The 14,411-nt window shown below is 62.8% G+C and carries 12 protein-coding genes; 5 read left to right on the top strand and 7 right to left on the bottom strand.

Annotation, left to right across the window (positions count from 1 at the left end; translation table 11 throughout):
• Positions 1-138 precede the first annotated feature (138 nt).
• On the top strand, positions 139-612 hold the full coding sequence (locus tag AC0QUY_RS21020; protein WP_161850454.1) for a secondary thiamine-phosphate synthase enzyme YjbQ: 474 nt from the start codon (positions 139-141) through the stop codon (positions 610-612).
• A gap of 68 nt (positions 613-680) precedes the next feature.
• On the opposite strand, the gene AC0QUY_RS21015 is transcribed toward AC0QUY_RS21020, so the two are convergent.
• The 6 genes from AC0QUY_RS21015 to AC0QUY_RS20990 all read right to left on the bottom strand — a co-directional run bounded on the left by AC0QUY_RS21015 (position 681) and on the right by AC0QUY_RS20990 (position 6,302).
• On the bottom strand, positions 681-2,345 hold the full coding sequence (locus tag AC0QUY_RS21015) for an MFS transporter (RefSeq protein WP_475388203.1): 1,665 nt from the start codon (positions 2,343-2,345) through the stop codon (positions 681-683).
• Between the two features lie 173 nt (positions 2,346-2,518).
• A complete protein-coding gene (locus AC0QUY_RS21010; protein ID WP_475388202.1) occupies positions 2,519-2,887 on the bottom strand; it encodes a hypothetical protein in 369 nt (122 codons plus the stop codon).
• Positions 2,888-2,983: 96 nt separating this feature from the next.
• The gene (locus AC0QUY_RS21005; RefSeq protein WP_475388201.1) at positions 2,984-3,307 is read right to left on the bottom strand and encodes a hypothetical protein; all 324 of its coding nucleotides are present in this window, start codon (positions 3,305-3,307) and stop codon (positions 2,984-2,986) included.
• Positions 3,304-3,624 carry a hypothetical protein gene (locus tag AC0QUY_RS21000; RefSeq protein WP_475388200.1) on the bottom strand — a complete coding sequence of 107 codons (321 nt, stop codon included), beginning with the start codon at positions 3,622-3,624 and terminating at the stop codon, positions 3,304-3,306. Before AC0QUY_RS21000 ends, AC0QUY_RS21005 begins: the two co-directional genes overlap by 4 nt.
• 222 nt (positions 3,625-3,846) lie before the next feature.
• A complete protein-coding gene (locus tag AC0QUY_RS20995) occupies positions 3,847-5,856 on the bottom strand; it encodes a sodium:solute symporter family protein (RefSeq protein WP_475388199.1) in 2,010 nt (669 codons plus the stop codon).
• Between the two features lie 14 nt (positions 5,857-5,870).
• Positions 5,871-6,302, bottom strand: coding sequence for a DUF4212 domain-containing protein (locus tag AC0QUY_RS20990; protein ID WP_475388198.1), 432 nt, complete (start codon positions 6,300-6,302; stop codon positions 5,871-5,873).
• Positions 6,303-6,488: 186 nt separating this feature from the next.
• On the opposite strand from AC0QUY_RS20990, the gene AC0QUY_RS20985 reads away from it, so the two are divergent.
• The 4 genes from AC0QUY_RS20985 to AC0QUY_RS20970 all read left to right on the top strand — a co-directional run bounded on the left by AC0QUY_RS20985 (position 6,489) and on the right by AC0QUY_RS20970 (position 10,752).
• Positions 6,489-7,097: a hypothetical protein gene (locus AC0QUY_RS20985; RefSeq protein WP_475388197.1), complete on the top strand. Its 609-nt coding sequence runs from the start codon at positions 6,489-6,491 to the stop codon at positions 7,095-7,097.
• A 73-nt stretch (positions 7,098-7,170) separates the two neighbouring features.
• Positions 7,171-9,303 (top strand): DUF294 nucleotidyltransferase-like domain-containing protein, encoded by a 2,133-nt coding sequence (locus tag AC0QUY_RS20980; RefSeq protein WP_475388196.1) that lies wholly within the window; start codon positions 7,171-7,173, stop codon positions 9,301-9,303.
• A gap of 172 nt (positions 9,304-9,475) precedes the next feature.
• Positions 9,476-10,150 (top strand): response regulator, encoded by a 675-nt coding sequence (locus tag AC0QUY_RS20975; protein WP_475388195.1) that lies wholly within the window; start codon positions 9,476-9,478, stop codon positions 10,148-10,150.
• A 65-nt stretch (positions 10,151-10,215) separates the two neighbouring features.
• Positions 10,216-10,752: an REP-associated tyrosine transposase gene (locus AC0QUY_RS20970; protein WP_475388194.1), complete on the top strand. Its 537-nt coding sequence runs from the start codon at positions 10,216-10,218 to the stop codon at positions 10,750-10,752.
• Between the two features lie 78 nt (positions 10,753-10,830).
• Here AC0QUY_RS20970 and AC0QUY_RS20965 read toward each other — a convergent pair whose 3' ends face one another.
• A complete protein-coding gene (locus AC0QUY_RS20965; protein ID WP_475388193.1) occupies positions 10,831-14,343 on the bottom strand; it encodes a PAS domain-containing hybrid sensor histidine kinase/response regulator in 3,513 nt (1,170 codons plus the stop codon).
• Positions 14,344-14,411: the final 68 nt, after the last annotated feature.

Genomic DNA, 14,411 nt, shown 5'->3' with positions numbered 1-14,411 from the left:
ATCGTGCCAAACTGTGCGGCGGTGGGCGTGTCTACGGTCGATGCTTGCATCTGACTCTCCGATGGTTCGAGTGTGGAAACCCAAACCTACCGGAGAGGGCACGCTCACCGCCCCATGGAATCTACGAAGATCGCAGTGATGGCCGCACCAAAGTCCTTCTCCCGCACGTCCCCCTCCGCCGTCACCGCCAACACCATCGTGTCCTCGCTGCTGACGGTGCAGACGTCGGGCACAGGCTTCACCGACCTCACCGCCGAAGTCGCAAAATTCGTGGCGGAGGCGCGAGCGCGCGAAGGCGCGGTGACGCTGTTCATCCGTCACACCTCGGCGTCGCTGACGATCCAGGAAAATGCCGATCCGACCGTGCTCGTCGATCTGACGACGGCGCTGAACCGGCTCGCGCCGGAAAACGCCGGCTGGCGTCATGACACCGAGGGGCCTGACGACATGCCCGCGCACATCAAGACCATGCTGACCGCGACCTCGCTGCACGTCCCGGTGCTGCAGGGCGCGCTCGCGCTCGGCACATGGCAGGCGATCTATCTGGTCGAGCACCGTGCGCGGCCGCACCGCCGCGAGATCGTGCTGCAGTTCGCTGGCGCGACGGACTGAAAACCCCCAAAAGCAAACCGGCCGCGGATTGCTCCGCGGCCGGTCCGTGATTGATGAACGTGAGCCGGTTACTTCGTGATGTCGACGTCCTTGGTTTCCGGCAGGAAGAAGAAGCCGAACACTGCGGTGATCGAAGCGAAGATGATCGGGTACCACAGGCCCGCATAGATATCGCCGGTGGAGGCCACGATCGCGAACGAGGTCGCCGGCAGCAATCCGCCGAACCAGCCGTTGCCGATGTGATAGGGCAGCGACATCGAGGTGTAGCGGATCTTGGTCGGGAACAGTTCGACCAGCATCGCCGCGATCGGCCCGTACACCATGGTGACGTAGATCACCAGGATGAACAGCAGTCCGATGATGGCGGCGACCTGCGGTTTGAAGATGTCAAACGGGTGGTTCATCTTCACGAGCGTCGGGTTGGCGCCGCGCTTCGGATAGCCAGCCTCCTGCAGGGCGGCCGACGCACCGGCGTTGGAGTCCGCCGGCTTGGTGTAGGGCACGTCCTTGCCGTTGATGCGGATCAGCACGGGCGAGCCGGCCGCGCCTCCGACGGTTTCGTACTTCACTGAGGACTTCGCGAGGAAGTCGCGGGCCAGATCGCAAGGCGAAGAGAATACGCGGGTGCCGACCGGGTTGAACAGGTCGCCGCAGCCCTTCGGGTCGGCCACGACCTGCACCTTCACCGTTTCGATGGCCTTTTCCAGCGTCGGGTTGGCGTTGGAGGAGATCATCTTGAAGATCGGAATGAAGGTCAGCGCCGCGATCAGGCAGCCTGCCAGGATGATCGGCTTGCGGCCGATCTTGTCGGACAGTGCGCCGAACACGATGAAGAAGCCGGTGCCGAGCAGGAGCGACCAGGCAATCAAGAGGTTGGCGGTGTAGCCGTCGACCTGAAGGATCGATTGCAGGAAGAACAGCGCGTAGAACTGACCGGTGTACCAGACCACGCCCTGGCCCATCACGCCGCCGATCAGGGCGATGATGACGAGCTTGGCGTTGCTCCAGTTGGCGAAAGCTTCGGTCAAGGGCGCCTTCGATCCCTTGCCCTCTTCCTTCATCTTCTGGAAGACCGGCGATTCATTCAGCCGCAGCCGGATCCAGACCGAGATGCCGAGCAGCACGACTGAAAGCAGGAACGGAATGCGCCAGCCCCAGGCCGCGAACTCAGGTTCGCCCAGGATGGTTCGGGTGAACAGGATGACCAAGAGCGACAGGAACAGGCCGAGCGTCGCGGTGGTCTGAATGAACGAGGTGTAGTAACCGCGTTTGCCCATCGGCGCATGCTCGGCAACGTAAGTTGCCGCACCGCCGTACTCGCCGCCGAGCGCGAGACCCTGCAGCAAGCGCAGCGCGATCAGGATGATCGGGGCCGCGATGCCGATGGTCGCCGCATTGGGCAGCAGGCCGACGATAAAGGTCGACAGGCCCATGATCAGAATGGTGACGAGGAAGGTATATTTGCGTCCGACGATGTCGCCGACACGTCCGAACACGATGGCACCGAATGGACGGACCAGGAACCCGGCGGCGAAGGCGAGCAGCGCGAAAATGTCTCGGGTGGCCGGCGGATAGGCCGAGAAGAACTGCGCGCCGATGATGCTGGCGAGCGATCCGTAGAGGTAGAAGTCATACCATTCGAAGACGGTGCCGAGCGAGGAAGCGACAATGACGAAACGTTCGTCCTTTGTCATTCCCCCGGCCTTGCCGGACGTGGCAGTGATAGTGGACATTTCCGAATCGCTCCCCTTTTATGATCGCAAAGATGTGCGTTGCGTCAGATCACGCATTATGAATAGGGCTCACTACATGTTTGCGAAGCTTGGCCCAATAGTACTTTCGGTGGAACTGGCGGCGTTTCCCGCCGTTTTGTCGTTGATCCGCTGTTTATCGGCGCGGCTTCGGACTAAAGTCCAATGACCGAGAAGACGAGCGCAATGCTCCACATCACGATGGAGATCATTGCGGTCCAGCTCGCGAACAGCAGATAGGTTTCGCGCATGACCATCGAAACCGTCCGTTGCGCGGAGGCCAGGGGCGGACGGTTCTCCTTGGGAAGATAAAGCCACATCTCGGTCCGGCGGTGATCCTTGGTCCGGGCTTCCCGGGCTTTCAACACCAGAACCAGTGTCATCAGGATGCTGAGAAAGCCGCCCGCCTGGAAGGCGGAGCGTGGCAGGAATGACAATCCGATCATGACGCAGAAGATGGCGAGCGAGGCGAAGCCGCAGGCGCGAAGCACGGTTTCATAGGCGATACGGCGCATCTCTTCCACGATCCGCCACCCCGTCAATCAAGGAAGCATACCGGTTGAAAAGCCGGCCGCAGGATAGCGGCAGCGCGGCCCGTGCTCAACACCGCGAATCGCGCGTTAAAGGCCGATCTTGAGAAAGTTACCGGCGGCGGGCAGCGCCAACAGGGCGGTCCCCGCAAGCCATATCCAGAGCGATGCGTCACTCGATTCCGAGGCTCCGGTGATCCGCTCGTAGATCGCAGCCGGAATCCCGCCCAGGATGACGGTCGCGGTCGAAACCATCAGCGATGCGAACATCAGCGTCAGGGACAAGCTGCCGAACAGCAGCGGACCGGCGAGCAACTGGACGTACAGCAGCGTGAAAATCAGCGCGAGCTGATTGAAGATTCCGTTGATCATGCCGAAGAATGCGATTCCGATGAAATAGAAATTGCGGTTCATGGTGCAACTCCCCCAACCCGGGGCGCGAGATTGAACAGCAGCAATGTGTAGTGAAGCGCGACGCGCAGCCAGAACAGCCAGACGAAGCCGAACAGCCAAGTCAGGACCGGCGGGGTAACCTTGGGAGTCACGATCGCGACGGCGGCTACGACGGGATCGGTGATCCGGCAGAAAAATCGCCAGATGTAGTTCGGCGAGTCCGCATCCACCATCAGGCCGAGCAGGACGCGGCCAAGCATTGTGTACATCAGTGCGGCCAGAATGAAGTTGGGAATGTGAAAGTACCAGTGGCTGGCAAGAGATGTCGCTAAGTTCACGGATATGTTCCCCGAAGTGCATCGCGCATAAGCACACGCCGACTCTGCGATAACACCGCACTCAAGCAGTCTACGACAAAAACTTTGCGTTCCCGAACAGCTTTCGCCAAGAGCCTCGTCCGAGAATGACTACGGTCCATTTTCACAGCAAGAGCAAGATCATCGCGCGGAAGCAAAACGGGGCCCCGTAGGGCCCCGTTTCTTGAGATTTGCAAGATTGCGCTAGGTGGTTTTTTCCTTGAGCACGGTCTCGCCGCGCGGTCTGCGGATCTCGTCGATGAAGGCTTGCATCTCCGCCGACGGCTGCTTGGTAAAGAGGCTGACGACGTAGATCACCAGGAAGCCGAGCGGCATCCCCAGCAATCCGCAGTTGATGTTGTTGAGGTCGAACCAGCCCACCTTCGAGGCCATCGGGTTCGCCGCACTCGCCGGCACGTCGGCGAGCCATTTTGGATCGGCCATGAGCTGGCTGACATTGATCAGCGCCTTACCCGTCTCCGGGTTCAGCAGCGAGGTCATGCCGAAGTAGGTTACGCCGGCCTGTGGATAATACCTCGTAACCACGAGGTAGAACAGGCAGATGCCCCATCCGGCAATGATGCCGCAGATCGCACCGGCCGTGGTAGCGCGCTTCCACCAGATGCCCATGACCAGCGCCGGGAAGTTACCGGCCATGGCGAGCGAGAACGCCCAGCCCACCATGGCGAGAATGTCCGACGGCTTGGTTGCGGCAAGCGCCGCAGAGCCCACAGCGACGAAGAACAAAAGCACTCGGGCCACCGTGAGCCGGCGGATCGTCGGCGCGCTCGGGTCGAGCATCTTGTAATAGATATCGTGGCTAAGCGCGTTGGCGATGGCGAGCAGGAGCCCGTCGGCGGTGGAGAGCGCGGCGGCAAGACCGCCGGCGGCAACAAGACCTGAGATCACATACGGCAGGCCCGCGATCTCCGGCGTGGAGAGCACGATCACGTCCGTATTGATGACGAAATCCTGGAAACGGAGTACGCCGGGATGACCGGCGATCGTCTTACAGGCGGCGATGACCGCGTCGATATTGACTGCATTCTTACCGCAAATCTGGATCAACCCGAGCTCACCCCAATTGAACAACCATGGGCGGATGGCAGTAAGGTCCCTGCCGATGATGTTGGTGTAAACCTCCAGCTTCGAGAACGCCGCATAGGCCGGCGCAGAGAAGTAGAGCAGGAAGATGAACAGCAGCGACCACGCCACCGAATCCCGTGCTTCCTTTACCGAAGGTGTGGTGAAGTAACGCATCAGGATGTGCGGCAGCGACGCCGTGCCCACCATCATGCAGAAGATGATGCCGAAGAAGTTCAGCGGCGTGTAGTTCATGAAGGGCTCAATGTGCGGCCGCAGCGTCCCTGGCGGACAGGCGTCTTTCGTGCACAGGATCGCCAGTCCATCCTTCACCAATTGCTGCTCGCGGGCGGTGATCTCCAGAATCGCCTGGCCGTAGGTCAGTTGGGGGATCGGAATACCGTAGCGCATTGTTGCCAGGATCACGATCGGCGTGAGGTAGGCGACGATCAGCACGATATACTGCGCGATTTGCGTCCAGGTCACCGCCCGCATGCCGCCGAGCATCGCGCACAGCAGGATGCCGACAAGCCCGGCGAAAACCGCAAGTTCGAACTGCATCCCGAGGAATCGCGAGGCAATTAAACCGGTGCCGTAGATTTGCGCTGTCACATAGGTGAAGGAGCAGCACACCAGCACGATCACTCCGAGGAAGCGAGCGAAGTTGCCGCCATACCGGAACGACAGGAAGTCTGGCACGGTGTAGGCGCCGAACTTGCGCAGGTACGGTCCGATCAGGATCGATACCAGCACAAAGCCGCCGGTCCAGCCGAGCACCCAGGCGAGGCCGTCATACCCGAGCAGGAACAGCGAGCCGGCCATGCCGACGAAGGAAGCCGCCGACATCCAGTCGGCGCCGGTCGCCATGCCGTTGTAGAGCGCCGGAACGCGCCGGCCCGCGACGTAATATTCGGATAGCTGCGCCGTCCGCGTCGCAACACCGATGATGGCGTAGACCGCGAGTGTGAAGAACACGAAGAAATAGCCAAGGATCTTGTTCGGCACGCCGATCTGCTCGAGGATCGCGAGCAGGATGACGAAACCGATGAAGCCGCCGGTATAGAGGCCATACATCCGGCCGAGCTGTTTGTAGAACGCCTCAGAGCCGGTGGTGGTGGTGTCGCTAGCCATGATCTGCTCCTCCCTCAATCCTCTTCGGCGAAGCCAAACTCGCGGTCGATCTTGTCTTGCTGTCTCGCGAAGAGAAACAGCATGACCACGAACACGATCAGCGAACCCTGGGCGGCCATGTAGAAGCCGAGCGGGAAATCAAGGACTGGGATCGTGATCTTGTTGAGCTGCTCCACGAACATGTGGATGATGAAGCCGAAGAAGAACCAGACCCCGAGATGCGTCCACATCAGGTTGGAGGTTTTTCTCCAGTGAGCGACTTCTCTTGCCTTGTGATCTGCGGATTGAGGCATGGCTTGCAATTCCTCCCTCAAGGCACCGGTCAGCAAAATGCGCCGGGCTGAAATGATCGAGGGGAATGCAAATCCCTTCAGTGCGGCGTCCCCCCTTTGCCGCTGCTCTATCGGTCTTGCGCCGATTCTGGAGACAACGAAGGCTAACACCACGAAAGGTCAGATCTTCATTATACTTTCGGGGGTATTAATTGCTGCAATTGCGAACAATCGTGAAGCGTTGAGAATGGAAATTGCCGCAACTGCTAACGACGCGGCCTGGAAAACATTGAGCTTGGCAGGGACGAGATAAGCTAAGCTGACGACTGACCCGGGGCGATCGAGCTGGATGAGACCGCGATGAAGCTGTTCGAAAAGTTGTTTCGTCCCCGTCCGCCAATTCGCGATCGGGAGGCGCTCGCGGACTTCATCGATGCGCAATCGGCGTTTATCGTGCAAAAGGGCATCTACGAGTATTCGCGCGCTCGCGCAGGGCATTACGCCAAGGTGCTGTTTGCCGAGGAAGGCTTCGCCAAATCGGTCGAACATTCGCGCTGGCAGGCATTTCCGCTCGGTCTCTCGATGGTCAGCGAGATGGTCGAGGGGGTGTTGCGCCCGCATGCCGGGGATGAGCGCCGGGCGCTTCTCGACCAGATCATCGCCATCGTCCTTTCGGTCTTCGACCGTTATTCGGTACCGCCATCGATCGGCGAGGTCTCCTGGCAGGAGGCCCGGCGGGAGCTGGAGCATCGGCTCGACCTCCTCGGTGAGTATGCGCCCAAGCGTGTGATGGACATTCCCGAGCCGCTGGCGGAAGCCTATTTTGCGATGATGCCGATTCACGAAAAGCTGCGCGGGCGAGATTTCGATACGACGCGCAACTACCTGCGCGTCAGCCTGTGTAACATCCATGACGAACTGGTTGACCGCATCGATGCGCCTGCCGTGACAAGCGCACTGCGGCAGTAGGACCTCGCCCGGGCGGTGCTAACATTGGGCTTCCAATGGGCATGCGCGCAACCCGCTGGCGAGGGAGGGGTCGATGGACAGGACAAATGGCGGGGCTCCGCTTTTGTCGCTCGACGCCGTTGTCATCGATACCGAAACCACCGGACTCGATCCGCGCAAGGCGCGGCTCATCGAGCTTGCCGGGGTGCGCCTCGCGGCCGGAAAGCTGGTTGCCGGCGAATCCTTCCGTCAATTGCTGCGGCCGGCCGATCAATCGATCCCCGCCGAGACGACGCGCATCCATGGCATCGACGACGCCAAGGTCGCAGGCTCGCCGTTGTTTGCCGAGGTCTGGCCGGGCTTCAGCTCGTTTCTCGGCCAGGCGCTGGTAATCGGGCACGCGGTCGGGTTCGACCTTGCGGTGCTGAAGCGCGAATGCGATCTCGCCGGCCTGCCGTGGATACGGCCACGCACGCTTGACACGCGGCAACTCGCGCAGATCGCCGCACCTGAACTGGCCGGCTATTCGCTGGACGAACTCGCCGCCTGGCTGGGCGTAGACGTCGTCGGCCGGCATTCCGCGCTCGGCGACGCGATAACGGCGGCGCGGGTGTTTTTGGCGCTGGTGCCGAAGCTGCGCGACCACAGCATCCGTACCATTGCCGAGGCCGAACGGGCCTGCCTCGCCCTTACCTCTGTCCTCGATGATGAGGCGCGGAGCGGCTGGATCCAGGCCGTCGAAGCTCCGGAACATGCCGATGCGGAGCGAACGCTGAAACGTTTCGACAGCTACGCCTATCGGCACCGCAATCGTGACATCATGCGGATGCCTCCGGTCTTTGTAGCATCGGGCATTTCGGTCCACGACGCCCTCGCGCGGCTGGCGAGCGAGAGAACGTCGGCGGTGTATGTGGCGCCAAACGCTGCCTCGGGCGACGTGAAGGCCGCGGAGGCAGGCATCGTCACGGAACGCGACGTGCTGCGCGCGATCGCCCGCTTCGGCGCCGCCGCACTCGATTTGCCGGTCAGCGAGATCATGAGCCGGCCGCTCGCGGCGGTTTCCGCGGACGCTTTTGTCTATCGCGCCATCGGCCGCATGAACCGTCTCAAGACCCGCCATCTCGGCGTCACCGATGAAGCCGGCCGCGTGATCGGGGCATTGTCCGCGCGAGACCTGCTGCGGCTGCGCGCCGGGGAGGCCATTTCGCTCGGCGAGGAGATCGACGATGCCGCGGACGCGCACGCCTTGGCGTTTGCCTGGGCCAAGCTGCCGCGCGTCGCGGAATCGCTGATGGCGGAAGGGCTGTCCGGCCGCGACATCGCGGAAGTGATTTCCCGTGAGCTCGGCGCGCTCACCGGGCAGGCCGCCGTGATCGCCGAACGGATCATGCGGCAGCGTGGCCAGGGCGATCCCCCATGCGGTTATGCCATGATCGTGCTCGGCTCGGCCGGCCGCGGCGAAAGCCTGCTGGCGATGGACCAGGACAATGCGGTGATCTTCGAGCGCGGCGAACCGGACGGCGAAGAGGATCGCTGGTTCGCCGCGCTCGGGACGCTTGTCGCGGATATCCTGCATGAAGTCGGCGTGCCCTATTGTAGGGGTGGCGTGATGGCGAAGAACGCGCCTTGGCGTGGTTCGGTCGCAACGTGGCGGGATCGGATCGACCACTGGATCACACGCTCCGATCCTGCGGATCTGCTGTCCGTCGACATCTTTTTCGACCTGCGAGCCGTCCACGGCGATGGCAGTCTTGCCGTCGCGGTGAGGCAGGCCGCCTTCGCTGCGGCCGAAGGCCAGGTTGCGTTCGCCAAGCTTTTGGTCGAAGGCATCGGCATCCCCGCGAGCCTGAAACTTTTCGGCGGTATTCGCACCGAGGGCGGCCGCATCGACCTCAAGGCGGCCGGGTTGTTCGGCATTGTCGCCGCGGCGCGGGCCATGGCGATCCGCTACCACGTGATGGACCGATCGACGCCGGCGCGGCTCGCTGGCGTGAAGGCGCTCGTTCACGTGAGCGAGACTGATCTCGATGCGCTGGTCGAGGCGGAGGGCGTGTTCCTTGATCTCATCCTGTCGCAGCAGATTGAGGATATCGCCACGGGGACGCCGACCACCAACGCGGTCTCGGTCAAGCGATTGTCGCCTCGCAACCGCGATCGATTGCGCGCGGCGCTTCAGGCCGTGACCGCTATCGATGAATTGACCCGCGATCTCCTGTTCAAGGATTGATTGCGAATGCAGAAGCTTGTTGCGGTGCACAAATCTGGCAATTAACTGCTTTACCGCGTGAAAGGATTGCGCGCTTGCATGCAACAGCCGGGCAGGGGACAATTGCAAAACCGCTTGGCAGGCCTACGGAAAGCCGTCACCGGCCTGTCGCAACGCTTTTCGCAAGAAGTAAATGACTGCCGCTGCCAATACACACCTCGTCATCGCCGATGACCATCCGCTGTTCCGCGACGCGTTGCGGCAGGCGGTCGCGAGCGTCGTGGCATCGGCCACCATCAGCGAGGCCGGATCGTTCGACGATCTCACCGCGCTGCTCGAACGGGATTCCGACGTCGACCTGATCCTGCTCGATCTCACCATGCCGGGGATCTCGGGATTTTCCGGCTTGATCTATTTGCGTGCGCAATACCCGGCGATCCCGGTGGTGATCGTATCGGCCAGCGACGACGCCGGCACGATCCGGCGGTCGCTGGATTTCGGCGCCTCGGGCTTCATCCCCAAGCGTTTCGGCGTCGAGACGCTGCGCGACGCCATCATGAAGGTGATGGAGGGCGATGTCTGGGTTCCGCCGGACACCGATCTGTCGTCGGCCGACGATCCCGACATGGCGCGGCTGCGCGACCGCCTGGTCACGCTGACTCCGCAGCAGGTGCGCGTGCTGATGATGCTGTCGGAAGGCCTGCTCAACAAACAGATCGCCTACGAACTCGGCGTGTCGGAGGCGACCATCAAGGCGCATGTCTCCGCGATCCTGCAGAAACTCGGCGTCGAAAGCCGGACGCAGGCGGTCATCGCGGCGGCAAAGATCTCCGGCGGCCAGTGGCGCCAGGGCACGCCGACGGGGTAGAGGACAGGCCGTAGGATGGGTGGAGCGCAGCGATACCCATCACTTCGGCACCCGAGCATGGGCGCATGACCGGCTATCGCCGCAATTTCATTGCCGGAGGCAGTTTCTTTTTCACGGTCAATCTGGCGGATCGTCGGCTTCGGTTGTTAACCGACAATATCCATGCACTGCGGGCAGCCTTCCGCGAGACGCAGCGGCATCATTTGTTCGCGATCGACGCGATCGTGGTGCTGCCTGACCATCTCCACACGGTCTGGACGCTACCGGAAGGCGATGCGGATTTCTCCACGCGGTGGCGGCTTATCAAGACATCGTTCTCCCGGAGGCTAGCTGCCGGCGAGCCGATTTCGAGTAGCCGCGCCCGCAAAGGAGAACGCGGTATCTGGCAGCGACGGTATTGGGAACACACGATTCGCGATGAGAACGATTTTTCGCGCCATATCGATTACGTTCATATCAATCCAGTCAAACATGGGCTTGTGACACGTGTCAGGGATTGGCCGTATTCGTCGTTCCACCGCATGGTGGAACACGGTGTCTACCCGGAGGATTGGGCAGGCGATGTTTCCTGTTTGGACGGTGAGTTTGGCGAGCGGCGTTGAATGTGCCGCGGGGTGATGGGTATCGCTTCGCTCCACCCATCCTACGGTCTAACGTATCGCCCCGAATGACGGTGCGTATCACTCCGCCGCCGCCACCATCTGCTGCGCCCGCCACTGGCCGAGCAGCGCCCGGAGCGAGGCCGGCTTCACCGGCTTGTTGAGGATCGCGATGTTCTCCTCGCGCGCGGCGGCGCGGACGTTCGGGCTGCGGTCGGCGGTGATCAGGATGGCCGGAATGTTTTCGCCGAAACGGCGGCGGATCTCACGGATCGCGGCGACGCCGTTGCCGCGGTCGAGATGATAGTCGACCAGAAGGCCGGTCACGCTGTTGCCGGAAGCTTCGATCGCGGCGATCGCGGCTTCCGGGTCGGCCACCGCGATCACCTCGGCGTCCCAGGCGGTCAGCAATGTCTTCATGCCGTCGAGGATCGCCGGATCGTTCTCGATGCAGACGATCAGGGCGCCGCTCATGGGCGTCTTCGACAGCGGCGTCGCGCTGGTGACGGCGGCGGTATGGTTGACTCCCTTGGCGATCGGCACCGTCACCGAAAACACCGAGCCGCCGCTGGCGTTGGCGTCGATCGCGATACCGTGGTTGAGCACCCGCGCCAGCCGCTCGACGATCGACAGGCCGAGGCCCAGGCCGCGCGCGATCCGCGCGCCCTGCTCGAGGCGGTGGAACTCCTTGAAGATCTCGCCGCGCTTCAGCACGGGAATGCCGACGCCGGTGTCGTAGACGGCGATCTGCAGCGATTGCCCGTGGCGGCGGCAGCCGACCAGCACGCGCCCGCGCGGGGTGTATTTGATCGCGTTCGAGATGAAATTCTGCAGCAGCCGGCGCAGCAGCGAGCGGTCGGATTGCACCGGCAGCGAGCAGGGCACGAAGGTCAGCTCCAGCCCCTTGGCGCGGGCAATCGGCGCAAACTCGATCTCCAGCGAGCGCATCAGATCGGCCATCTTGAAGCTGGTGATCGAGGTCGCCATCGCGCCGGCATCGAGCCGCGAGATGTCGAGCAGCGCGCCGAGGATTTCCTCGATCGCCTCCAGCGAGTCGTCGATGTTCTCGACCAGGCGGGAATCCTCGCCGCCGTTCTGCCGTTCGACGAGGCTCGTCACATACAGGCGTGCCGCATTGAGCGGCTGCAGGATGTCGTGGCTGGCCGCCGCCAGAAACCGGGTTTTCGAGATGTTGGCGTCCTCGGCGGTGCTCTTGGCCTGCGCCAGTTCCGAGTTCAGGCGCGTCAATTCCTCGGTGCGGTCGCGCACGCGCTTTTCCAGCGTCGCATTGGCGCGCTCCAGCGCTTCGGCGGCTTCGAAGCTCGGGGTGACGTCGGAGAAGGTGATGACGAGGCCGCCGCCCGGCATGCGGTTGGAACGGACCTCGATCACCATGTGACGGTCGGGCAGGCGCTCCAGATAGGGCTCGCCCACGGTGGTGTAGGCCTCCAGCCGCCGCGCCAATAGCGCATCGGAATCGCCGGCGCCGGACGGGCTGACCGCGTCCATGAATTCGAGGATTTCCTGCAAGGGAATGCCGAGCTGCACCAGTTGCGGCGGCAGCGCGAGAATTTCGCCGAACTGCGCGTTCGAGCAGATCAGTTGCAGATCGGCGTCGAACACTGCGATGCCCTGGCGCACATGGTTGAGCGCGGTCTGCAGGATCTCGCGGTTGAAATGCAGCGCGGCGTGGGAATCGTCGAGCAGCTTCAGCGCGGCCTTGGCGGAGACGGTGCGCTTGCGCAACAGCAGCGACATCACCAGGCGCGAGGAGGCCGCGCCGATCGAGGAGGCGATCAGGCGTTCGGCAAATTGCAGCAATTCGAAATCGGCCGGCGCGGCCGGATCGAGAGTGCCGGGATGATCGGCGGCAAAGGTCTGGAAGGCCTGGGCGGCGCGTTCGGGGCCGAGATATTGCGCCACCGTGCTCTGGATGTCCTGCACGGTAACGGTCGTCCGCCAGCGGCGGAACGTCGGCGTGATCGGCGTCAGCGTGTTGGGGACGAACAGGTCGGCCTGCAGCCGTTCGATCGACGACGGCCGTTGCGCGATCGACATCACGATGTAGGTCAGGATGTTGAGCGAGAGCGACCAGAGCACGCCATGCATCAGTGGCGGCAGATCGGCGCCCAGCAGCGCCCGCGGACGCAGCGCCTCGATGCCGAATGGTCCGTGTTGCAGCAGCAGCAGGCCCGTGGGATTGCCTTCCAGGAAGCTCGGCAGAAACAGCGTATAGGCCCACACCGCAAAGCCGACCAGCATGCCGGTCATGGCGCCGCGTGCGGTTCCTTCGCGCCAGAACAGGCCGCCGAAGAAGGCCGGCGCCAGCTGGGCAAGTGCTGCAAACGACAGCAGGCCGATCGCGGCCAGCTGCGCGTTGCCGAGCGCGCGATAGTAGAAATACGCCATCACCATGATGCCGAAGATTGCAAAGCGCCGAATCCTGAGCAGGAAGTCGCCGAAATCCTTGCTGCCGTGGCGCGTCGCGGGACTGCGCTGCAGCACCAGCGGCAAGACGATGTCGTTCGAGACCATGATGGAGAGCGCGACGCATTCCACGATCACCATCGCAGTCGCGGCCGACAGGCCGCCGACGAAGACGGCAATGCTCAGCAACGGGGAACCCGCCTCGATCGGCAGCGCCAATACGTACATGTCGCTGTCCACGGCGCCGAACGGGAAGGTTACGAGGCCGGCGAGCGCGATCGGAATCACGAACAGGTTGATGGCGATCAGATAGAGCGGAAACAGCCAGCGGGCGCGGCTGACCTCCTCGGGGCTGGAGTTCTCAACCACGCTGACGTGAAACTGTCGCGGCAGAAGCATGATCGCGCAGAACGACAGGAGCGTCATGGTGAGGAAATTGCCGATCGACGGCGCATAGTTGATGGCGCGCACCGCCTCCGGCGTCTTCATCGCGCGTTCGATCAGCTCGACGGGCGTGAACATCCAGAAGGTGACGAAGGCGCCGGCGGCGAGAAAGGCCACCAGCTTGACGATGGATTCGGTGGCGACCGCCAGCATCAGGCCGTGCTGGTGCTCGGTGGCGTCGGTCTGGCGGGTGCCGAACAGCACCGCGAATGCCGCCATCGCCAGCGTCACCACCAGCGCGATGTCGCCGATGATCGGGATCGAGGAGAACAGCTTGTCCTCGCTCAGGATCGTCTCCAGCGACGACGCCACCGCCTTGAGCTGCAGCGCGATGTAGGGCACGGAACCGACGATCGCGATCATCGCCACCGTGCCGGCGACCGCCTGGCTCTTGCCGTAGCGCGCCGCGATGAAGTCGGCGATCGAGGTGATGTTCTGCGACTTGGCAAGCTGGATCACGCGCCGCAGCAGCGGCGTGCAAAGCCCGATCATCAGGATCGGGCCGACATAGATCGCGAGGAAGTCGACGCTGGTGCGGGTGGCGAAGCCGACGGAACCGAAGAAGGTCCAGGAGGTGCAGTAGATCGCCAGCGACAGCGGATAGATCAGCATGCCGGCGCGGCCGCGCTGGCTCGGCGACAGGCGGTCGCCATAGCTGGCGACGACGAACAGCAGTCCGATATAGGCGAACGCGGCGGCGATTACGCCCCAGTCGTGCAGCATCGCTGCATATCTCCCTTCACGGCCAGCAGCCGTAAGGAGAGTATAAACGCTTTGGGCCGGCAGCGCAC

This window comes from Bradyrhizobium sp. WYCCWR15520, from assembly GCF_056174665.1.
This window is presented reverse-complemented; position numbering and strand designations above follow the sequence as displayed.